This is a genomic window from Sulfitobacter sp. LC.270.F.C4 (assembly GCF_032922545.1).
GTDB classification, from domain to species: domain Bacteria; phylum Pseudomonadota; class Alphaproteobacteria; order Rhodobacterales; family Rhodobacteraceae; genus Sulfitobacter; species Sulfitobacter profundi.
The window spans coordinates 1,383,147-1,404,660 of the sequence record NZ_CP136692.1 but is presented as its reverse complement, the minus strand read 5'-3'; the positions used below and the strand labels follow the sequence as shown (position 1 = coordinate 1,404,660).

At 63.8% G+C, this 21,514-nt stretch carries 15 protein-coding genes; 4 read left to right on the top strand and 11 right to left on the bottom strand.

Annotation, left to right across the window (positions count from 1 at the left end; genetic code table 11):
* Position 1: 1 nt before the first annotated feature.
* From R1T45_RS10760 to R1T45_RS10740, 5 genes are all read right to left on the bottom strand, one after another.
* Positions 2-712: a 4'-phosphopantetheinyl transferase gene (locus tag R1T45_RS10760; RefSeq protein WP_317390804.1), complete on the bottom strand. Its 711-nt coding sequence runs from the start codon at positions 710-712 to the stop codon at positions 2-4.
* Positions 684-5,270: a MupA/Atu3671 family FMN-dependent luciferase-like monooxygenase gene (locus R1T45_RS10755; protein ID WP_317390803.1), complete on the bottom strand. Its 4,587-nt coding sequence runs from the start codon at positions 5,268-5,270 to the stop codon at positions 684-686. Before R1T45_RS10755 ends, R1T45_RS10760 begins: the two co-directional genes overlap by 29 nt.
* Entirely contained in the window at positions 5,270-6,280 is a 1,011-nt protein-coding gene (locus tag R1T45_RS10750) for a glycosyltransferase family 2 protein (protein WP_317390802.1), read from the bottom strand. Before R1T45_RS10750 ends, R1T45_RS10755 begins: the two co-directional genes overlap by 1 nt.
* On the bottom strand, positions 6,277-12,726 hold the full coding sequence (locus R1T45_RS10745; RefSeq protein WP_317390801.1) for a polyketide synthase: 6,450 nt from the start codon (positions 12,724-12,726) through the stop codon (positions 6,277-6,279). The genes R1T45_RS10750 and R1T45_RS10745 overlap by 4 nt, the downstream gene beginning before the upstream one ends.
* A 169-nt stretch (positions 12,727-12,895) precedes the next feature.
* Positions 12,896-14,398: a hypothetical protein gene (locus tag R1T45_RS10740; RefSeq protein WP_317390800.1), complete on the bottom strand. Its 1,503-nt coding sequence runs from the start codon at positions 14,396-14,398 to the stop codon at positions 12,896-12,898.
* Positions 14,399-14,548: 150 nt separating this feature from the next.
* On the opposite strand from R1T45_RS10740, the gene R1T45_RS10735 reads away from it, so the two are divergent.
* Positions 14,549-15,295, top strand: coding sequence for a WecB/TagA/CpsF family glycosyltransferase (locus tag R1T45_RS10735; protein WP_317390799.1), 747 nt, complete (start codon positions 14,549-14,551; stop codon positions 15,293-15,295).
* A gap of 3 nt (positions 15,296-15,298) precedes the next feature.
* Here R1T45_RS10735 and R1T45_RS10730 read toward each other — a convergent pair whose 3' ends face one another.
* The 4 genes from R1T45_RS10730 to R1T45_RS10715 are packed head-to-tail and all read right to left on the bottom strand — an operon-like array spanning position 15,299 to position 18,969.
* Positions 15,299-16,231 (bottom strand): glycosyltransferase family A protein, encoded by a 933-nt coding sequence (locus tag R1T45_RS10730; RefSeq protein WP_317390798.1) that lies wholly within the window; start codon positions 16,229-16,231, stop codon positions 15,299-15,301.
* Positions 16,228-17,328, bottom strand: a complete 1,101-nt coding sequence (locus tag R1T45_RS10725) for a glycosyltransferase family 2 protein (protein WP_317390797.1) — start codon at positions 17,326-17,328, stop codon at positions 16,228-16,230. The genes R1T45_RS10730 and R1T45_RS10725 overlap by 4 nt, the downstream gene beginning before the upstream one ends.
* A 34-nt stretch (positions 17,329-17,362) precedes the next feature.
* A complete protein-coding gene (locus tag R1T45_RS10720; RefSeq protein WP_317390796.1) occupies positions 17,363-18,388 on the bottom strand; it encodes a GGDEF domain-containing protein in 1,026 nt (341 codons plus the stop codon).
* Positions 18,385-18,969: a heme NO-binding domain-containing protein gene (locus R1T45_RS10715; protein ID WP_067626538.1), complete on the bottom strand. Its 585-nt coding sequence runs from the start codon at positions 18,967-18,969 to the stop codon at positions 18,385-18,387. Before R1T45_RS10715 ends, R1T45_RS10720 begins: the two co-directional genes overlap by 4 nt.
* Before the next feature lie 210 nt (positions 18,970-19,179).
* On the opposite strand from R1T45_RS10715, the gene R1T45_RS10710 reads away from it, so the two are divergent.
* The 3 genes from R1T45_RS10710 to R1T45_RS10700 are packed head-to-tail and all read left to right on the top strand — an operon-like array spanning position 19,180 to position 20,535.
* Positions 19,180-19,326, top strand: coding sequence for a hypothetical protein (locus R1T45_RS10710; protein WP_161487393.1), 147 nt, complete (start codon positions 19,180-19,182; stop codon positions 19,324-19,326).
* Between the two features lie 40 nt (positions 19,327-19,366).
* A complete protein-coding gene (locus R1T45_RS10705) occupies positions 19,367-20,014 on the top strand; it encodes a DUF998 domain-containing protein (protein WP_162931861.1) in 648 nt (215 codons plus the stop codon).
* The gene (locus R1T45_RS10700; RefSeq protein ID WP_132445140.1) at positions 20,014-20,535 is read left to right on the top strand and encodes a DUF421 domain-containing protein; all 522 of its coding nucleotides are present in this window, start codon (positions 20,014-20,016) and stop codon (positions 20,533-20,535) included. Before R1T45_RS10705 ends, R1T45_RS10700 begins: the two co-directional genes overlap by 1 nt.
* A 7-nt stretch (positions 20,536-20,542) precedes the next feature.
* Here R1T45_RS10700 and R1T45_RS10695 read toward each other — a convergent pair whose 3' ends face one another.
* Positions 20,543-21,238: an HAD family hydrolase gene (locus tag R1T45_RS10695; RefSeq protein WP_317390795.1), complete on the bottom strand. Its 696-nt coding sequence runs from the start codon at positions 21,236-21,238 to the stop codon at positions 20,543-20,545.
* Entirely contained in the window at positions 21,229-21,513 is a 285-nt protein-coding gene (locus R1T45_RS10690; protein WP_120351495.1) for a DUF3572 domain-containing protein, read from the bottom strand. Before R1T45_RS10690 ends, R1T45_RS10695 begins: the two co-directional genes overlap by 10 nt.
* Position 21,514: the final 1 nt, after the last annotated feature.

Genomic DNA, 21,514 nt, shown 5'->3' with positions numbered 1-21,514 from the left:
ATCAAGCTCCTTTGCGATCAATCTGCCCAATCGCCACCCCGCTGACAAGGTGGCCCGCCACCGAAACGATCCGCCCCGGCAGCTTCTCGCCGCGCTTAAAGCGTTCAGTGTCTTGGGTAAATTGCGCGTCAAAAGCGGGGTTTTCGGCGGATAGGGTTACGTCCAACCGATCAAAGCCAAAGAGCGTTTTGGTGAGCGGATATTGCGCCTTATAGGCCGCCTCCTTGGCGCAGAAGATGCGTTTGGCGGCGGCGAGATCAGCCCCCCCGAGGCGGGTAATCTCGGACGGAAGACAGATTTCTGCAATCAGGTCGTCGGGCAGCGGGCTGTCTTCTTCGATGTCGACGCCCAGTGCCACCACATCAGAGCACCGCGCCAGCACGGCGATGCACCACACATCGGAATGGCTGATCGAACCGGTCAGGCCCTGCGGCCAAATCGGCGCGCGGTCGGTGCTGGCCAGCACCGGCGCAGGCGGGTGGCCAAGGGCCTGCATCGCTTGGCGTGCGGCGTGGCGTCCGGCGGTGAATTCGGCGACCCGCTTGGGCCGTGCACGTGCGATGACGGCGGCTTCGTCCCCCAGCAATGGCGGATGGGGCCTGTCGATCTGGGTTACAGCAACGGCGACTGGCAGATCGAACAGACTGCGGACTGCGGTCTTGATCTCGGCCTCTGCCGTCACCTCAACCCCGCCCGCGGGCGCGCTCGGCACGCATGAGGCGACGTTTCGACATGGTTTCGGTCCGGGCAGGCGTTTCGGCGGCTGGGGGCGCCTTGGGCGGTTCGGCTTTCTGGCCGTCCAATCCATCAATATGCGCCGCCAATCCCGCAAGGGTCGGGAAACGGAAGATATCGGTGATCGACAGCGCGCTGGCGCCCAAGGCCGCCTTGATATCGCGATGCGCCTGCACCGCCAGCAGCGAATGCCCCCCAAGAGCAAAGAAGTTATCGCCGCCGCGAATGTCCCCGATGCCCAAAAGCGCGCCCCAGACCTGCGCGATGGCGGCTTGGCTGTTGCCGTCTTGCGTGGCCGTCTGTGGCGCGGCGGCAGGTGCAGCACTGCGTTTGACCGGGGCGGGCAAGGCCTTGCGGTCAATTTTCTTGTTGGGCGTCAAGGGCATGGCGGGCAACGTTACGATGGCCTGCGGCACCATGATATCGGGCAGATGGGCGGCCAGTTGCCGCCGCGCCGCGTCGCTGTCGATCGCCGCATCGGCGACCACATAGCCGACCAGTTGCGCGCCACCCGGCCCCGCATCATCGCGCAGCAGGGCCACGGCCTGACGCACCCCCGGCAGATCGGCCAGCCGCGCTTCGACTTCCCCAAGCTCAATCCGGTGGCCGCGTATCTTGACCTGCGCATCGGCGCGGCCTTCGAAATGCAGCACGCCTTCGGCGTCCATGCGCACCAGATCGCCCGTGCCATAGAGACGACCGTGGCCCGCGAAGGGATCGTCGATGAAACGCGCGGCGGTCATCTCGGCCCGTTGCCAATAGCCCTGTGTCACGCCAGCGCCCCCGATCCAAAGTTCACCCGCCGCACCGATCGGCAGCACCTGCCGCGCGGCGTCAAGGACATGAACCTGCGTGTTGGCAATCGGTGTGCCGATGGGGGCCGTGGTGCTGTGGGTGTCTTGTAGCACATGGGTGGTTGACCAGATCGTCGTCTCGGTCGGGCCGTACATGTTCTGGATCTGCGCCAGCGTCGCCGCACGCAAAGCGCGTGACAACGTGCCGGGCAACGCCTCCCCCCCGACCATCAGCGCCTTTACCCGCGCCAAAGCGCCACGTGCCTCATCGTTCATCACCATCATCTGCGCCATCGAGGGCGTGCATTGCAGATGGGTCACGCCATGGCGCACGATCTGCGCGGCGATTGAGTGGTCGTCCTCTGCCGGTTGCCCACCCGCATTGGCGCGGCGCAGCACATCGGCCAGCGGCTTCAGCCCCGCCATCACCTTGTCGGTGGGAATGCCATAGTCGATCAGGCAGGCGATCTCATCCACACCGATCCGCTTGAGTTGCTCGGCCCGCGCCAGCCCATCTGCCACGGTGCCAAACATGCCACTGTCGTTGAAATAGCGTTGAAAGGCGAACTCTAGGATCGCATCCATTTCTTCGGCCGAGAGCCCTTCGAGGTCGATCTCAAACGGGTTCGTCGTGCCGGCCGGTTTCTTGAAGGCCGGAAAGGCCCAAGCGTATTGTTTGATCAGCCCCGCCGCCGAGCGCAGGTAGTCCTTCATTGGCGCGCGGGCGATTTCCTCGGCCTCGGCGCGGGTCTCGGCAAGATAGCTGTGCAACATGACGGTGACCCGGTGATCCGCCGGGTCATGGCCCGCACCGCGCAGGGCGTCGTGGTAGATCTTGATCTTGTCCGCCACCTCTTCCACCGATTGGCCGAGCAGGTGGGTCAGCACATTGGCCCCGATCTCTCCTGCTTCTTTCCACGTTTGTGGATTGCCCGCCGTGGTGACCCAGATCGGCAGCCTGTTCGAGACGGGGCGCGGCTGCGTTACCACCGCGTGGGGCGTGCCATCGGCACGGGGGAATTCCACCGGCTCCCCGGCCCAGAGTTTGCGCAACTGGTCGATGGCGTCATACATCGCGGGCTTGTTCTGCGGCGGCGTGTTCTCCGGGCGCAGCACGAAGTCATCGGGCTGCCACCCGCTGGCGATGGCCAGTCCCACGCGCCCGTTTGTCAGGTTGTCGATCACCGCCCATTCCTCGGCGATCCGCGCGGGGTGATGCAGCGGGGCGACGCAGAATCCGGCCCGCACGTCAAGGTTCTGCGTCACCGCGGCCACGGCAGCGCCTGTGACAGAGGGGTTCGGATAGGGGCCGCCGAAGGCATGGAAATGCCGCTCGGGCGTCCAGACCGCGTTGAAGCCATTGGCATCGGCGAATCGCGCACCTTCCAGCAGCAGCTCGTATTTCTTGGGGCCGACCCCGTCGTCATTGCCCCAGTAAAACAGGTTAAAGTCGATCTTGCGGTCGCTAGTGGCAATCGGCCCGTTCGACATCAGCGCCCGGCTATCGTCGCCTGCCAGCACCAGTTTGATCCCCCGTGCGAGGGTCCAGAACAGTTCCAGCACCGAGATATCGAAACTGAGGCTGGTGACAGCGAGCCAGACAGCGCCCGCCTCATGATCGATCCGGTCGTCCATCCCGGCAAAGAAATTCGCCACATTGCCGTGGCTGACCATCACGCCCTTGGGGGTCCCGGTCGAGCCGGAGGTATAGATCAGATAGGCAAGGTCATCCGGCCCCGCGCTGGCGGCAGGGTTCACGTCCGAAGCCGTGGCGAGGCGTGTGTCACGGTCCAGCTCCAACACCTGCGCGCCTTGCGCGGGCAGGCTGGCGGAAAGGGCCGATTGCGTGACCACGACCGCAGCGCCACTGTCTGAAAGGTAATGTGCCAGACGGTCCGCCGGATAGGCCGGATCAAGCGGCACATAGGCGGCGCCAGCTTTCAGGATGCCAAGCGTGCCCACCAGCAGGTCCACCCCCCGTGCAACGCAAAGCGCCACCGGCATCCCCGGCCCGGCCCCCATGTCACCCAGCACATGCGCCAATTGATTGGCGCAGGCGTTCAGCGCGGCATAGCTAAGCGTCTCCCCCTCGAACACCAGCGCGGGGGCCTCGGGTGTGCGCGCCACCTGCGCCTCAAAAGCGGCATGGATGGTGAGGTGTTCATAGTCGCGCGTCGTCGCGTTAACGCGGGTCAGGAGCTGCATCTCGGTCTCTGGAAGGGCCCAGAGGGTGCCGCAATCTGCAGCCTCGGAGATGTTGGCGAAAGCCGCCTCAAACCGCGCGGCGAGGAGGTTGATCGCGGCATCGGTCAGTCGCGTGCTATCCGCAAAGAGGCGCGCGCCCCCCGCCCCGAGGCAGAGGGTCAACGCCGCGCCCGCGAGCGGTTCACTGTCAAAGGACAACGCAAAATCCGGAGTGCCAAGCGCTTCAATCGCTGGGTCGCGCAGCGGCAGATCACGCGCGAAACCTGCCGCATCCTTCGCGCGGGCAAGTTGTGGTTCCACCTGTGCGATCAGTTCCGCCACGGGCAAGCCCGCCTCTGCCGCGATGGTGACCGGCAACCAATCGGCGATCAGCGGCGCGGATTCCCCTTTGCGGCTGAGGGCGATGCCGCCTTCTGTTGCCCCGGCGCTGCGCAGCGCGACGAGGGCTGCGGCTGCGGCCTGCTGCGAAAGGTCACTCCTCTGCGGCAGCGCGATCTCTCGCTCTGCCCATGTCGCTGCCGTCGTTTCAGCTGCGGTGGCCAAGGGGACCGGCAGCGCCTCAAACCCGGTCAAAGCGCGCCGCCAATGTGCCTCCTCAGCCGAAGCCGGAGCGCTGCCCGCCGTGTGGGGCACTTTATCACCGGGGGCAAAAAACTGGGCCGGAGCAATACTCTCACCCGCCATATCGCGCAGATCATAGAGGGCGATATGGGCATCGCGCGCCGCCACGACCACCCGCGTGCTGTCGACATCGACAACCTCGCCGGGGGTGCCGCCTTGGCCCGCCAGCACCTCGACGCGGGAAACGGCCAGCACCGCGCCTGCCGCGCCTGCGAGTTTTGCCGTGGTCAAAGGGTTCCAATAGGCCCCGAAATCCAAGCCACGGACCAGCGCGCTGATCTCTCCTGCGGTCTTGGTAAAGTCGATCAGCCCGCAGTTCTCGGGCCGTTTGTCCTTCGCGAAATAGCTGCGCTGACGCAGGTCTTGGGCGGTGCCTTGCAGCTTGCCGCTTTCCAACTGGGCCAGCACTGCGCCAAAGCTTTCCATCCCGGCGGCGTAGCATTTAGAGTTGAGGCTAAAGGCCGTCTCATCGGGCGCGATCTCTACCTCCCGCTGCGCCAGCAGGTCACCGGTGTCAACGCCCGCTTCAATCAGATGCCAACTGACCCCATGCTGCGCCTCGCCGTTGATGATTGCCCAAGCGGGCGTGTTCAGCCCAGCATAGCGCGGCAGGGGCCCATCGTGGAAATTGACCGCGCCACGTGTGGGCAGGGCCAAAACCGTCTGAGGGATCAGCCGCAGGTTGGCGATGCTCAAAAGCCAGTCGGCGGCCAGACCCATGGGCAGCAGATCTTCCGCATCGCTGCGAAGGACCAGCCCCTGCCCTTCGGCCCAAGCGCGCACCGCGTCATCTCGGGTGATTACGGCGGCGATCCGATGGCCGCCCGCCAGCAGCATGTCGCCGCAGGCAATGGTCAGAGATTCGTCGCCCATCAAGAGCGCGGAAAACGGTTCTGTCTTGAAGCTGGCGGTCATCAACGGTCCTCCGTGGCGGGGCTACGGCTCGGGTCTTGGACGGCGGGGGCCGCGCGCCTCGCGGTGAGCGCATGGGCCGCGAGGTCACGGTAAAAACCGGGGGCGTCTTCTGGCTGGCGTCCGGTCAGCAGGCAGCGCAGGCGGTGCAATCCGCCCCCGGCAAGCCGAGCACAGGTGGCCAAAGCGGCATAGGCGCGGCCATGGTTCTTGGCGAAATAGCGGTGGCGACTGTCGAACCAATAGCGCGGCATTCGGCGCCATTCCTTCATCCCGGTCGAGACCGAGCCAACGTGAACGCAGCGCGCCTGAGGCACATACCAGCAGTCCCACCCAGCCCGCGCGGCACGCAGGCAAAGATCAGTTTCCTCATAATAAAGGAAATACGCTTCGTCGAAGAGACCGACATCAGCCAGCATATCCCACCGCATCATGACACTGGCACCGGCCACCCAATCGACCTCTGCGGCCTCTTCCGGCAAGGGCGGGGCCACCACGGCAGAGGACAGCAGTCGCGTCAGTGGGCCCAACCGCGCGGCAGCTTCCAACTCGCCCGCGGCAGAGGGGAACCGGAAGGCCGTGGCATGGGGCAGATCATCCTCGCCGCGCACATGGCTTCCGGCCAACCCGGCGCGGGGGTGGTTCTGTAGATGGTCCAACAGCGTCCCGATACAGCCCCGATCAAGGAAGGCATCCGAGTTCACCACATGCACGAAATCCGGCGCTGCCCCGTCGGACATCCCCGCCCGCATGGCAATGTTGTTGCCCGCCCCGAAGCCACCGTTGCGGGGCGATGTGATCAGCCGCACCCGATTGCCCGCACCCCAGCCCCGCGCGGCAATCTCCTGCGCCAAGAGCGCGGCAGAACCGTCGCCGCTGTCGTTGTCAACGATCACCAGTTCGGCATGGGTCTGGGGCATATCGGCCAAAGCGGCCTCAGCCGCGCGCAGGGTCATCTCTGCGGTGCGGTAGTTGAGAATAATGACCAAAAGGCGGGGTGATTGTTGCATCATTCCGCCGCCGTGGCCTGAGGCTGATCAGCGGGCTGGTCGTGGCTGGCGTCTATTGGCAGGGCCGCCGCGATCACCTCGGCCAGCTCTTGCGCCAAGACAGTCACATTGGGCGCCAGCACCATGCTCACATGGTCGCCCGGCACTTCGATCACCTGCAAGCGCGGCGCATATTGCCGCCACTGGTTGTCCTCATAGACATATTCTTTTTCCGCGGTGACATATTGCCCGGCAGAAACAGCCCAATGCCGATCCAGCGGTGGTCGGAAGAGTGTCATCGGCCCGTCCCACTGGGGCGTTTCATAGCGCTCCATCGCGCGCAGGAAGGCCGCCTGAATGCGCAGACTGTTGAAGGAAGCCCCCCCCTCACCATCGCCGACCGCCTCCTGAGGCCCCCGGCGGCGCGCGCGCTCCCACGCCCAGCGGTTGCGCGCCCATTCAAGCAGATAGGCCGGACCCTTACGCCGCAGCTCTGCCAATTTGATATGCGCCTTGTCGATCTTGCTGAGCGTCGGGCGGACGGGCAGCGGCGTGTCGAGCATCGCTAGAACGGCCACCTCTTGCCCTGCCGCCTGCAACTGCTGCGCCATCTCATAGGCCGTGATCCCGCCGCCGGAGTATCCGGCCAACAGATAGGGCCCTTGGGGCTGCAGCGCACGGATCTCTGCGATGTAGTCAGCCGCAGCGGCCTGCACCTCTTCGTGGGGGGCAGCGTCACCGATCAACCCACGGGCCTGCACACCATAGACCGCGCGTTCGCCGCTAAAGGGCAAGGCAAGGTGGCGCAGGTTCAGCACATTGCCGAACATCCCCGCCACCACGAAAAGCGGCGTCGCATCCTGCGGCGATTGATTGAGCGGTACAAGGTGGTCAAAGCGCTGCTGCGGGGCCGCCGCTGCCGTATCAGCCACTTCCGTCTGCGCCAAATCTCCGCGCTCCGCCGCGATGAGCGCTGCGCATTTGGCGATCGTGGGAGCCTCGAACAGAACGGAGATCGGGAATTCCACCTTGAACTCGCGCTTGACCGCCGCAAACAGGCGGACAGCGATCAGGGAATGCCCGCCGAGGTCAAAGAAACTATCCTCGACCCCCACCGGGCTAACGCCCAAAAGGTTCGACCAAATCTCGGCCAGTTTCTCTTCGATCCCGTTGCGTGGGGCGACGAAAGAACCGTCCAGATCGGGCCGCTCAAAGCTTTGCCCTTGGGCGGAGGCATCGGTCAGCGGCGCGTCGGCTTGGGCAATCAATGTCTGCAAGGGCAGTGAGGACACCATGACCTGTGGCGCATCCAGCGCCAGCGCACGGCGCAGGGCCTCTGGCCCTTCCTGCGCGCGGATACCTTGGCGCACCAGACGGGCCAAACGCTCTTCGGCGGGGCTGAGACTGTCGGCGCTTTGGGCATCCTCAAAGACCACTTCGCGGGCGTCGGGCGGCGGCACCTCGGCAAAGGCCCCTTCGAGCCGTTTCATCGCGAAATCGCGCACATCGACAAGGACCGCTCCCTGCGCATCGGTGATCGTCACATTGAACCGGGCCAAGCCCTCCGCCGCCGATCCTTCGGCAAGCCGGACGTGCGAGCGGACCTCGGCAGGCAGCGCCGCGTGAAGCGTGATCTCACCATGAGACAGCGGCACCCAAAGGTGACGCGCGGCATAGCCCGGGATCAGCGCCATGGCCCAACCGGTGGCGATGTCCATCAGACCGGGGTGCAGCACATAGCCATCGGCCAGATCACCCTGCGCGGCCTCGGGCAGCCGTAGCGCGGCGAGCCCCTCTCCCTGTCCCATGGCGGTGCGTTGCAGCACATGCCAGCGCGGGCCGAATTTCAGATGCGCCTCTTGAACGGCGGGCAGACGGCCCCCGGGCGCGGCTTCGGCCACGTCCTCGCAACGGGCCGCGAGGGCAGCAAGATCGAGAGGGGTGGCTGTGCGCCCCGTGGGGGTCAAACGCGCTTGAACATGCAACTGCCACGCGGGCCTGCCATTGACCACACAGGCGCTGCGCAACTCGGCGGCGAAACCTGCGCCCTCGGGGGTCAGGGTGATCTTGATCTTGCGCCGCGCCCCATCGGCCAGCGGCAGGGGACGCAGAAAATAGAGGTCTTGCAGCGTGAACCCCTGCAGCCCTTGAGCCTGCGCGGCCTCGGCCAAAAGCTCAATATAGCCTGTCCCCGGCATGATGGCGCGGCCATCCAAGGTGCGGTGCTGGTCGAGCAGCCAATGTGAGGTGGCGATCTCGGTGGTGAATTCCGGTACGCCGCTGTCGCCTGACCCTGCGGTTTCAAGCAGCGCCGCATTGATCGCGCGGGCAGGCAGCGCCACGGCACCGCCCCCCGCAAGCGTGTCAGCGGCCATGCCCACATCGGCCCAAACGCCCCAGTTCACCGCGACCACGCGGGTCTTCGCGCCGCGCCGCGATTGCGCAAAGGCATTGAGCCAGGCGTTCGCCGCCACATAGTCCACCTGCCCCGCCGCGCGACTGGCGGTAGAGGTCGAGGAAAAGAGCACCATCAGGTCAAGCGCGCCATCGGGCAACAGTTGGTCCAAGACCCGCAGCCCCTGCACTTTGGGGGCCAGCACCGCGTCAATGCCCGCGTCGGATTTGGCCAAGAGCGGCGCATCGTCCAGCACCCCGGCGGCATGGATCACCCCTGTCAGCCCCCCATGGCGGGCGGTCAGATCGTCGATCACCCGGCGCATCTGCGCAAGGTTGGTGACATCCGCGCGGGCCACTTCGACCGCCCCGCCCGACTGCGCCGCCTGCGCCTCAAGTCGCAGAACGGCACGCAGGCGGCGGGCCGTGGCATCGGCGGGGCCGTGACTGGCAAGGTAGCTGTCCCATTCGTGGCGCATCGGAAGCGCAGCGCGGCTCAGCAGGATGACACGGGTGCCCGGCGTCTCAAGAATGTCTGCCGCAAGGGTCAGCCCGATGCCCCCGAAACCGCCGGTGATGAGGTAATGTCCCTCCGGCTTCCACCCCGGCAAATCGCTTGGCGGTAGGCTGGCTGCGCGGTAGCCCAATTCATAGCGGCGGCCAGCACGATGGGCGACCTGAAGGTTGGCCGGGCTGGCCAAAAGCTCTTCGATCAGGTCACCGGGATCAATCACCGGCGCGGGGTCAGCTGGCTTCGCAAACCATCTTGCCGGTGCCACGGGTGCTGCGACGGGCAGGTCAATCTGGCTCGCCGTCAGCCCCGGCACCTCTCGTGCCATGACGCCGACGGGGCCAGAGATCAGCGCCTTTTCGGGATAGGCCAGCCCCTCTTCCGCGATCTGCGCCCCACCGGTGGTGAAGACGTTAAGGTGCAGCGGCGCGTCAATCTCGGCCTCGGCCAAGGACTGCGCGAGCCACGTCAGGCTCCAGAACCCCTGTTCAATATTGCGGTCAAATCTGCTGGAACCGGGGCGCGGGGCGACCTGATCATCGGTCAGCCAGAAATGCGCGATCCGGTCGGGCATTTGCCTTTCGGCCTGAAGCGTCGCGATCAACTGGTCATAGCCCGACCGTCCCTGTTCGGGGGCCAGCGTGAAGTGATCCGTGGTGACGCGGGCAAAGGCATCCCCCGCCGTGACCTGCACCACGCGATGCCCCTTGGCCCGCAACTGCGCGGCGGCCTCGGCCCCCGGCCCCGCCGTATCGGCGAAGATAAGCCAGTTCACCCGGCCGGAGAGCGCCATATCCCCTTCGGCGTAGCGCGGTTGCCAATGCGGCAGCGCGCCCCAATCGCTGATGTCATCCAGCCGTTGCAGCGGTTGCTCTGCGGGGCGGGTCGCGGCCTCTTCCGGTTCGATGAAATAACGCGCACGTTGGAATTGATAGGTCGGCAGCACCACGCGGTTGCGCCGTGCCTCGCCCCAGATCTGCGCCCAGTCAGCTTCGACCCCCGAGGCCCAAAGCCGCCCGATCACGCTGAGGAAATAGGCATCATCCGCGATTTCTTGCTCGGGGTGGCGCAGCGAAGACATCACCTGCCCCGGTGCCACATCCGCGTTCATCTGCGCCAAGGCGGAAAGCGCCTTGCCCGGTCCGACCTCTAGGAAGACCCGCCGCGCGTCAGCGCTCAACGTGCTGATACAATCGGCGAAATTCACCGTGTTGCGCAGCTGTTCGACCCAATAGTCGGGGTCCGCCGCCATCTGCGCCGTGATCATCTTGCCTGTTCGGTTGGACAAAAAGGGCATCTGCGGCGCGCGCAGGTCAAGCGTGGCAAGGAAAGCGCGGTATCGGTCAAGGATCGGGTCCAGCATCCGCGAGTGGGCGGCGATGTCGATGGCGATGCGCTGGTGGTCGAGACCGGCTGCATCCAACCGTGATTGCAGCGCCTTTAGCGCGTCGTCCGGGCCAGAGACCGCGATCAGTTCCGGGCCGTTGACGCTGGCGATATCAAGCCCTTCGCCCAGAAGTGGCGTGATCTGATCCAGCGGAGCGGAGATGCTGATCATCCCGCCTGCTGGCACCTCATCAAAGAGCCGCCCGCGCAGCAGGACAAGGTCGATGCATTCCTCAAAGCGCATCACCCCGGCAAGGCAGGCGGCGACATTTTCCCCCATGGAATGCCCCACCATCGCCGCGGGTTTCACCCCCCAAGAGAGCCAAAGCTGCGCCAGCGCGTATTCGACGATCATGATCAGCGGCAATTGCACCGAAGGCCGTTTCAGCTTGGCTTCTGCCGCTGCGCGGTCTTCGGGTTCCGGCAGCCAGATCGCGCGGATGTCATACTCAAGCTGCGGCGCGAGATGGTCGAGCCCCCGGTCCATCCATTCGGCAAAGACCGGCTCGGTTTCATAAAGGTCGCGGGCCATATCGGCATATTGCGCGCCGCCGCCGGGGAACATGAAAACGACCTCAGCCTCGGGGCCAAGGTGGTCATGGGTGAAGACACGGCGGCTGTCGCCGCCTTCCAAAAGGGCTGCGGCTTCTTCATGGGTTTCGGCGACCAAGATGCGGCGTTTGTCGAAACCCCGACGGCCCTCTTTCAGGGTGAAGGACACATCGGCCAAGGGCTGTTCGGGATGCGCGCGCAGATGCGCCGCGAGGGCGGCGCTGTTGGCGTCCAACGCCGCTTTGTTCCGGCCCGAGAGGCAGAGCACATGGAAAGGGAAATCGCTTTCTTCCGACGCAGCGCGGGCGGGCGCCTCTTCCAAGATCATATGCGCGTTGGTCCCGCCAACGCCAAGCGCATTGACCGCGGCACGCCGGGGCGCGGCTTGGGCGGGCCAGTCATAAAGCCGGTCGTTCACGCGGAAAGGCGAGCCTTCGAAGGGGATCGCCGGGTTCGGCGCTTCATAGCCCAGCGAGGGGGGGATTTGCTGGTGGTGCAACGCCAGCGCCGCCTTGGCCAGCCCCGCCACACCCGCCGCAGTATCGAGATGGCCGATGTTGGTTTTGACCGACCCGATGCGGCAGAAATCTTCGGCCTGCGTCTCGGCCCGGTAGGCTTGGGTCAGGGCGGCGACCTCAATCGGATCGCCTAAATAGGTGCCGGTGCCGTGGCATTCGACCATGCCGATGCTCTGCGCCGCCACGCCTGCATTGTCGAGCGCGCGGGCAATGGCCGCCGTCTGCCCATCAACCGAAGGGGCCAGATAGCCCGCCTTGGCCGCGCCGTCGTTGTTGACCGCCGAGCCTTTGATGACCGCCCAAATAGGATCGCCATCCGCAATGGCATCTTCCAACCGCCGCAGCGCCACCGCCCCTGCGCCAGAGCCAAAGACGGTGCCCTGCGCGCGGTGGTCGAAGGCGTGGCATTCACCATCGGGGGAGAGAATTTCGTTCTCTTTGAACTCATAGCCCCTGCCCTGCGGCAGTTCGATCGTCACCCCGCCCGCCAACGCCATGTTGATCTCACCCGCGCGCAGCGCCTGCGCCGCATAGTGGATCGCCACCAGCGAGGTCGAACAGGCGGTTTGCAGATTGATCGACGGGCCTTTGAGGTCAAACACATGGCTGACCCGGGTCGACAGGAAATCCTTGTCATTGCCGGTATGCCGGAGCAGGAACATGCCGACATCATCGACCAGATCGGGGTTCGAGCAGATGTTGAAATAGAAATAGCTGCCCATGCCACAGCCCGCATAGACGCCGACGGGGCCAGAGAGGCTTTCGGGCATATGCCCCGCCTGCTCCATCGCCTCCCAAGCGACCTCAAGAAATTTGCGGTGCTGCGGGTCGAGGATGGCGGCGTCTTTTGGGGAAAAGCCGAAGAACTCGGCGTCGAACATGTCGTAACCGGGCATCTCGGCGGTGACGGGCACGTAGTTTGGCCGGGCCATACGTTCGGCGCTCTCTCCGGCGGCGCGCAGCTCGGCCGCGTCGCGCCGCTTGAGCGCGCTCACGCCATCGCGGAGGTTCGCCCAATAGGCGTCGACTCCTTCGGCCCCCGGCACATTCACCGACATGCCGACAATCGCGATATCATCGCGTGCAAGAGTTTTGTCTGTGCTATTCATTGCGACACATGTCCCATCGCCCGTTCGACTACAGTGATGAGCCTTCAAGGTTCAATTTAAGCTTCGGGTGCAGCATACAACAGGCAAATCTGTCAAAAATGAGCCAAGAGCGTGCCCTTGGGTCTATTCTGGACAAAATCGCTTCACGGAACGGTGAGCAGATGCCAGTTCAGAAAACCGTCCGCTTTGCCTGCAGCGCAGGATTTGCGCTGGCATCAAGTGCGGTCTGCCCCCTGCGCGCCGCCGCCAGACCCTCGGCATGACCGAGGATCGCCCCGGCCGTAAGCCAAGTAAGCGGCGTCAGCGTGGCATTAAGCAACATGTCCATCATGGTAATGCCAAGGATCAAAAGCAGCGGCGCGACCCAAGGGGATAGGCCCGCATCCCCCTGCCGGTAGAGGTGTAGCCCCATAAGAAAGATCGGCAGCGCCAAAAGACCCATCTCACAAAGATACCCGACCCAGCCGAAAGTGCCGAAAACGATGATCCAGCGGCCGTCCGGAATCGATAGGATATTGCCGTTGGTCGCATCCCGGATCAGGTTGCGCCCCCATCCACCCCAGCCGAACCACGGCTTTTCGGCTGCCCGCGCCAGCAGCCGTTCTTCGTTCATGAAACGATAGCCAAGCGATTGCGCCCGGTCCGCGCTGATCGCCTCGGCCTGCGCGAGGATGGCATCAAGCGGGATCAACCCCGCGTTGCGCAGCATCGGATAGATCACTGCCACCGCCGCAAAGACCACCGCCAGACGGATCTGCCAGCGCGCCGGGACCAGCAGCACCATCGGCACCAAAAGCAGCGCATAGGCGATGGAGGCAAGGCTTTTGCACAGCAGCAGAACCACGCCCAAATAGGCCGCCAACAGCAGCATTTTCCAACGGTCGATCACCGGGGTCTGCCGCGCCAGCGCAACCGCCGACAACAACGCGATACACATGAAAATTGCCAGCCACAGCGCATGCGGTAAAAACACGATGGGCCGGAAGCCACCATTGCGCATCATCTGCTCAAAGGAGTGCTGAAAGAACCCGTAAATCCAGGTGTTTAGCTGCGGTGAAAAACGGATCTCGAACAATGAGGGCACGGAATAGATAAGCCCGCCGATCATGAAGGCCAGCAACAGCTCGCGCAGGCCCTCTTCGTCTGCAAGGAACTGCCGCGCCAACAAGAAGGGCACCAGCATCAGCATCTGGCCGATCAAGACCGACCCGATGTCGCGGATCGACAGCCCCGGGAGGGCATCCACCGGAAAGAGGATCGGCTCGAACCCTCGGATTGCCTGAAACAGGATCGGATCGCCATTGGTCAGCACCGTGGGCACAGCGGAAAAGACCAGCCCCACCACCAAGAACCCTGCCAAACGAGAGGCGGGCCAAAGCTGCAGTTTCTCCTGCGTGCCCAGCCAGATGATCAACAAAACGCTCAGGTTCGGGATCGACACTTTGTCGAGGCCCGGCACCAGCGGCAAGTTAAATTCGGCCAGCGGCGGCAGGAAAAGATAGCCCCCCAAGATCGACCAGATCAGCGCCCGCTGCAGCGGCAGGTTGCGAAACAGCCACAGACAGACGAAGGGCCAGATCAGCAGCATCAGATAGGCGACGGGATTTGGCATGATGTCCTTCACGAAAGCCGGACGAATGCGCGGCAGGATGGGGGGGGGCGAAAATACCATCTGGCCCCAGCCCTGTCATCCCGCTAGTTTTGCGGCAGGTTCAATCTGGCACGGGCGTGGTTGATAGATGGCATGTGAAATCAATTACATAAAGCGTGCATCCTCCCCCCTTGCGCCTGCCTGTGGCAGCCCAAAGGCGGGGCGCGCGGTATGAAGTATGGCAAGGGCGATGCCGCGGTGGTGGTTAATGTGGCGACAAGGGCCGCATTGTTTCAGGCCCTGCGCGCGCGCTTTGCCAAGGGCCAAGGATTCGCGCTTGCCACGCTCAACCTCGACCATCTGACCAAACTGCCCCGCGATCCGCGTTTTACCGCCGCTTATCACGCGCAGGATCTGATCGTGGCCGATGGCCGCCCCGTTGTCTGGCTATCGCAACTGGCCAAGCAGCCGGTTGCCTTGATGCCCGGCTCTGATCTGATCATCCCGCTTTGCGAATTGGCCGCCGAGCAATCGTTGCCCATCGCCTTCTTCGGCAGTGATGAGGAAGCCCTTCACGGGGCGGCAGCAGCCCTGCGGGCCCGTGTGCCGGGGCTGGAGATTTGCCACATCGCCGCCCCGCCGATGGGCTTTGACCCCGAAAGCGCCGAAGCGGATACCGCCCTGCGCAACATCGCCAACAGCGGGGCGCGTCTGTGTTTTCTGGCACTAGGTGCGCCCAAACAAGAGATGCTCGCCGCGCGCGGGCGTGAGGTTGCGCCGGGGGTGGGGTTCGCCTCTGTCGGGGCGGGATTGGATTTTTTGGCCGGGCGGCAGCGCCGTGCGCCGAAATGGATGCGGATGCTGGCTCTGGAATGGTTTTGGCGTGCCCTGCAGAGCCCGGCGCGGATGGTGCCGCGCTATGCGCGCTGTTTCGCGATCCTGCCGCGCTTGACGCTTGAGGCTTGGCGGGCGCGCTAGGCGTCAGCGGTATTCGATGATCCGCCCATCGCGGCGCATGTGATACTTGAGCACGCCCAAGGCTTCGGGGAACTTGCCCAACAGGGTGAAAAAGCCCCAAGCCGCCCCCCCGCGCCAGATCAACCGCAAGAGTTGCAGTGGGTAGAGCAGCATCAGCCCGACTGCGGCCCACGGCAGCAACAGCGCCAGCAGCAAAAACACCGCAGGCAAAAGCGCGCCCCAAAGCACGGCGCGCCGCGTCTCGGCCACCCAATGGCGATCGGGACCAGCGCCATGCAGCGCCGCCCCTTCGGCAAAGGCGTGACCAGCACGCAGGCTGCGCCGCCACCACTGGCTGAACCGGGTGATCTGCGCGTCATGCCATGTCATCTCGGCGTCGAGCCGCCATATCTGCCAACCCGCCCGGCGCAGCCGCTGGCACAGTTCTGGTTCTTCTCCGGCGATCATCTCTGCCCGGTAGCCACCCACGGCGCGGAGCGCCTCAAGCCGCATCAGCGCATCGCCACCACAGGCGCGCGCCTCGCCCGGCGGCGTGTCCCATTCAGCGTCGATCAGACTGTTGTAAATCGAGGTTTGGGGATGTTCCTCGCGCCGTCTGCCGCAGACCACGGCGAGTTGAGGATGCGCGTTCAGATGGGCCTCAGCCGCCGCCAGCCAACCGTCCCGCAGGATGCAATCGCCATCAAGGAATTGCACCAGCGTGATCCCTTCGCCCAATGCCGCCACGCCCGCATTGCGGGCCCGCGCGGCGGTGAAGGGCTGCTGCATGTCCAGTTCGACCACTTCCGCGCCCAGCCCCCGCGCCGCAGCGACGGACCCATCGGTTGAGCCGCTGTCGACATAGACAATCTGCGCCACCTGCCCCGCCAAAGCCTGCAAGGACCGCTCCAGCCGGGCGCCTTCATTGCGTCCGATGACAACGGCGCCGATGCTCATGCGGCATGCTCATCACGCCAAGCGGCGACATGGGCGCTGTAGCTGTCGGAGGGTACCAGAAAGCCCGCGCGGTACAGAAGTTCGACCCGGTTCCAACGCCGCGCGTCCAGCGAGAAGAGCGAGACATCGGGGTTTTGCCCGATCACCGCCATGCGGCGTGCGTCTTCGCCATGCGCCAAATTGCCTGCGCCCAGCGTCTCGGCATCCCGCGCGGCGGCGTCATTGGCGAACTTGTAGTGTTTGATCACTGCCGTCATATCCGCCACGCGCAGCCCGCAGGACAGATGCGGATGCGGCGCCGGTGTGACCTCTGGCCCGTTGAAGATCAGCGGATGTTTCGTCAGGCAACAGTTCTCTCCAAAGACCTTGCCGCGCACGCCGCCAAAGGCGAACTTCACCGCATCGTTGGAAAGATCATTATCGGCCAGCAGCGCGGAGAACGGAATCTCCGGACTGTGGTAGTCGGTTTTGCGCACCGCGCTGATGTCATAATAGAGAAAGGATTGCAGCGCTTGTTTATAGGGCACCCCCGCCGCGGCAGCGAGGCTGGTTTTAGGGAACATCTCAAGCATCTGCGCCAATAAGGCGGTATAGCCCTGCTGTTCGAGATAGGCGGTCAGCCCCTTGATGCCAATCTGACCCCGCCCTTCGAAATCAAAGATTTCATCCATATCGACATAAAGACACCAGCGATTTCTACCATAGGTCTGCGCGGGATACTGGCGGATCAGGTCTTCGTATTCGGCCAGCGGCAGGGTGCAGCGGTCGATCACAGTGCCTTTCTGCGCTTTGATCCGGGCGATGGTGTCATCGCGCGAGCCGTTGTCGATGAAAACGAAATGTTGCACGCCCATCGCGCGGTAATGGCGAAAAAAGGCGTCGAGGTAATAGCTGCCGTCGCGCACCAAGGCGATCAGCACCACCTCACCGGGGGCCACGTCCAGTTTGTTTGGCCCGTGCAGATGCTGCAAGGAGGCGGCAAAGCGCGCCCGGCGGCGGGCGTCGTGCAGGCGTTGGCGCAGGCGGCGAAGCAGATGCAGGGGCGATTTCATGCCGTTGTGATACGACAGGCAATCTGCGCGGTCCACTGCCGCCATGGCTTTCTGATCCGCGTGACTGTGCCCCGAGCGATTAGCTGCCACCGTTTTGACCGGGCGCGGCAACAGGCCCGGCCACGGCCCGCAGGGCGGGGTCAAAGAATGTGTGGCGCCCACGGCCAGCGTGTTTCGAGGCATAGAGCGCGGCATCTGCATTGGCCAGAACCACCTCACGCGGTTGCCGATCGCCGCGCTGGATCCAGACCGTGCCGATGCTGGCGGAAACCTTGCAAACTTCCCCCTTGTAGCGGATTGGCTCTTCCAACCGGTCGATGATCCGCTGGCCGATCCGCCGGAGTATGCCCTCGCCGCGCACATCGGGCAGAACCACGGTGAACTCATCCCCGCCCAACCGCACCACCATGTCAGAGCTTCGGGTTTCTTGTTGCATGATCCGGGCGACGACTTGCAGCACATGATCGCCCGCGGCATGGCCCAGACTGTCATTCACCGCCTTGAAGTAGTCGAGATCGACATGCATCACCGCGAACCCCTCTCCGGCGGTGATCAACCGCTCTAGCACCGCGTTCAGCGCGCGGCGGTTTTTCAGCCCCGTCAGCGTATCGGTAAAGGCCTGTTCCTCTGCAGTGATTCGCGCCTCTTGCAGGCGCAGGTTCAGGCGACGGGAGGCCTCCATCGCGGCTGATTTCGCCTCCATCAGATAGAGCATCTCGATCGCCAGATCGGTGGCGGCGAAATCCGCATTGGTCAATGCATAGTCCTGCACCCCGTCGAAAATCGAAATCCCGAAAGAGAGGTTCACGATCAGCCGCCGATCCCCCAAGGGCACCAGCAGCCCCTTCAGCTCGGTCCGGGGGGAATCGCGAAAAGCGAGGTGCAGCTTTACCCCCGTGGCCCGGTGCAGGTCTTTCATCCCGTCAATCCCGCGGGGCCGCTTAACGGTGACGGTTTCCAGAAAATGCCGCCCCGCCAACGGGGACTGCGGGCGCAGCTTTTGGATCGTCGGCCCGGCGTGGCGGATCTCGCCATTGGCAGACAACAGCAGATGCATCGGACATAGTTTGTCCAGAACCGCCGGATCATGGCAGCCTACGCTCATGCCCGCGCCCCAAGCTCAAACCGGCGCCCTTCCGAGAATTCGGCCTCGACCAAAATGATCTTCAGCACCTCGATGCCATCCGATCGCCCACAGTGTTCCAACAGCACCAGCGCGCCATAGTCATCGGCCATGGCCCGCAAGACCCCCATCATAAGGTAGCCATAGCCAACGAGCGGGGCTTCGCAGATCAAGGAATACTGGCCATCGGGGTCTTCGCGCAGTTCGACCCAAGGCAAATGCAGTTCGGATAGGGCAAGGCGCGTCCGGTCCGGCAAATCGTCGAGCGATTGCAAAAAGTCACTGAAGCTCACCCCGCCAAAGCGCAGCAAACGCCGCACAGCCTCATAGCCCGGTTGCGCCACAAGAAAGGTGCCGACGTCTTCCATCACCTCGGCCCGGGGTCGGTCCAGCACGTCGCAGACCGCCTCAAGGACAGCCGGGGTGACGTGATCCGAATAGGTCAGCATCGCCTCGAATTCGGTAAAGTCCAACCCGGCCCGAGAGGCCACCTCGACCCAAAGTCTCTGCCCGTAGTTGGCACAAAAGTAGTTCTGAATGCTGCGGTTGATAAGCCCGTGCATGACTGCCTCATTCCCATTTTTCCCGAGAGCAGATTGCCGTTGCAGTGGTTAAGATTGGCCTGATGAATACAGTTGTCAGGAAATTGCGTCGCCCACCCGGCCACGCCAAGCCCGGAATCGCACCCGGAACCGCCGCCACATTCCGCGCGTTCGGTAATGGAGAGAAGAGGCGACGCCCCGCCTTTCCCCCAGCCAGTGAGGAGCATATCCATGAGCGATGATCCCAAACACCCGAAAGACGAAGACAAGACACCGCCCAAGAAACCTCAAAAAGACCTGCACCGCCCCGAGGCCACATTGGACGAAGCCCCCGCCGGAAGCCCCAACGCCGAAGAACGCTCGCGGCTATCGGACTGAGGGTCTGGGTCTGACCTCAAGTAAAAAAGGGTGTCGAAATATGAGCAATGACGTCACAGCCCCCCGGCAGCACAGCGCGCCGGGGTTTATGATTTGTCTGGGCTGGGTCGCCATCCTTGGCTGTGTGATATTCGCCGTCTCGATCCTGATCGCGGATTTTGTGGTGCCGAACCATGACTGGATTGCCGACACGATCAGCGATTTGGGTGCGGGGCGGTATGAATTTATCGTCGACATCGGCATCTATGCCTTCTCCGCCGCGCTAATTGCCTGTGCCCTGCTTTGTGCCCATGTGCATTTCGGCGATCGGTGGTGGAGCATCGCCACCATTGGCCTTGCCCTTCTGGGGCTCATCGTTTTTCTGGTCGGCGCAAGAAACGAATACGGGGACCGCGATTCCGATGGCGTGGTGATCCATGTCTATCTGGTCTACGCGCTTGGGCTGATTATGCTCACCGTGCCTTGGCTGCTGTCGAAAGGTTTCGCTGATATCTCTGCGTTCCTTGCCAAGGCGCTCAAGGTGATCTCGCTTCTGTGGCTGGTCTCCGCCCCGCCGTTCTTCTTCCTGCCCACCGGGATCGACGGCATCTATGAGCGCTATCTGGGGCTGATTGCCATGGCGATGGTGGTGCTTTTGGGGCGGTTCTTTATCCAGCGGGGCAAGGCATTGAACGGGGGGCACGGGTGATGTTTTTCGACCACGTTCCGCTCGATATCCTCGCCCGGGCGCTCTTGCTTTCCGCCATTGCGCTGACTTGGGTGATCTTTGTGGTCCGCGTGATCGGGCTGCGCACTTTTTCAAAGATGACCGCCTTTGACTTCGTCGCCACGGTCGCCACAGGCTCGCTGCTTGCCGGGGCCTGTCAGGCCACCACTTGGCCAGAGTTTGCGCAGCCGACCTTAGCCATTTCCGCCCTGCTTGGTGCGCAATTCGTCATCGCGCGGATACGGCAAGCCTCTGACCAATTCGAAAAAGTCGTGCAGAACGAGCCTGTGATCCTGATGCGGGAGGGTGAAATTTTCGACGCCGCCCTAAGCGAAACTCGCGTCGCGCGCGCCGATCTGATTGCCAAGCTGCGGGAGGCCAATGCGCTGCGCTTTTCGGAGGTGCGTGCCGTTGTGTTGGAGACGACGGGCGATATCTCGGTCCTGCATGGGGATACCCTCGAAGAGGGAATTCTTGAAGGCGCGCGGGTGATCAAGGATTAAGCCGGCCTTAAATCAACCGCCCCAGCAAATGGCCGATATCCGGCAAGACCAGATCGGCGTGCGGGGCGAGATCTTCCGCTGTGGCCGGTCCGGTCAACACCGCGATCCGCCCCATGCCCGCCACGCGCGCGGCTGCTAGATCATGAATGCTGTCGCCGACCATCGCGATGGAGGAGGCCGGCAGGCCCACATGCGTCGCAAAGGCGTGCAACTGCCCCGGAGATGGCTTGCCCCCATGCCCACTGTCGAACCCTGCGAAAAAGTCGAACATATCAACCACCCCCGCCGCCAGCAGGTGCGCGCGCGCGGGGTGTTCCGCATCATTGGTCGCCACGCCGAGGCGCAGCCCCCGATCGCGCAGTCCCTGCAAAAACGGTCTGAGCGGCACCGCCTCGCGCTGCGGCGCACGGGCCGCCTCGGCATTGATTAATTCTAGAAGGTCCGAAGGCGGCCGTTCAGGGAAATGCGGGGCCAAGGCATCGACCACCTGCTGCGGTGTGCCAGCGATGGCGATACTGTCTGGGGCAAAGCGGCGGGTGGCAAGGTCAAAGCCAATGTCTGCGCCGACCCGCGCGGCCATTTCACGCTCCCCATCACAGACCCGCAGCAAGAAGGCTTCGGCCCAAGGTTCCCAAGTCGCGGCAAAGTCAAAAAGGGTGCCGTCCTTGTCAAAGAGCAGACCCTTAACGTTTCTTAAGTCCAATGCACCTGCTCCCCACCGGGCAGCGCCGCGCGGGCTTGCATGATCCGTTCATAGGGTATCGCCAGATGGTCGCAAAACCCGATGACCCAGGCGTCGTCCATCATCAGAAAATCCAGCACAGCGCCCAGAAAAATAGGGTCGCTGGCCTGTTTCGTTAGGTCCGCTTCGGACGCGCCCGTACTGCCCAGAAACACCGGCAATAGATCATCATTCGCCGCGAGCCAGCCCAGCGCCTGAAGTGCCAAAGTTTCGGCGGAATCTTGGGTATAGGACATT

Excerpts from the sequence above, each read along its gene's own strand:
- R1T45_RS10755 (WP_317390803.1), bottom strand. The coding sequence starts at position 5,270 with ATGACCGCCAGCTTCAAGACAGAACCGTTTTCCGCGCTCTTGATGGGC.
- R1T45_RS10750 (WP_317390802.1), bottom strand. The coding sequence starts at position 6,280 with ATGATGCAACAATCACCCCGCCTTTTGGTCATTATTCTCAACTACCGC.
- R1T45_RS10745 (WP_317390801.1), bottom strand. The coding sequence starts at position 12,726 with ATGAATAGCACAGACAAAACTCTTGCACGCGATGATATCGCGATTGTC.
- R1T45_RS10740 (WP_317390800.1), bottom strand. The coding sequence starts at position 14,398 with ATGGTATTTTCGCCCCCCCCCATCCTGCCGCGCATTCGTCCGGCTTTC.
- R1T45_RS10735 (WP_317390799.1), top strand. The coding sequence starts at position 14,549 with ATGAAGTATGGCAAGGGCGATGCCGCGGTGGTGGTTAATGTGGCGACA.
- R1T45_RS10730 (WP_317390798.1), bottom strand. The coding sequence starts at position 16,231 with ATGAGCATCGGCGCCGTTGTCATCGGACGCAATGAAGGCGCCCGGCTG.
- R1T45_RS10725 (WP_317390797.1), bottom strand. The coding sequence starts at position 17,328 with ATGGCGGCAGTGGACCGCGCAGATTGCCTGTCGTATCACAACGGCATG.
- R1T45_RS10720 (WP_317390796.1), bottom strand. The coding sequence starts at position 18,388 with ATGAGCGTAGGCTGCCATGATCCGGCGGTTCTGGACAAACTATGTCCG.
- R1T45_RS10715 (WP_067626538.1), bottom strand. The coding sequence starts at position 18,969 with ATGCACGGGCTTATCAACCGCAGCATTCAGAACTACTTTTGTGCCAAC.
- R1T45_RS10710 (WP_161487393.1), top strand. The coding sequence starts at position 19,180 with ATGAGCGATGATCCCAAACACCCGAAAGACGAAGACAAGACACCGCCC.
- R1T45_RS10705 (WP_162931861.1), top strand. The coding sequence starts at position 19,367 with ATGAGCAATGACGTCACAGCCCCCCGGCAGCACAGCGCGCCGGGGTTT.
- R1T45_RS10700 (WP_132445140.1), top strand. The coding sequence starts at position 20,014 with ATGTTTTTCGACCACGTTCCGCTCGATATCCTCGCCCGGGCGCTCTTG.
- R1T45_RS10690 (WP_120351495.1), bottom strand. The coding sequence starts at position 21,513 with ATGTCCTATACCCAAGATTCCGCCGAAACTTTGGCACTTCAGGCGCTG.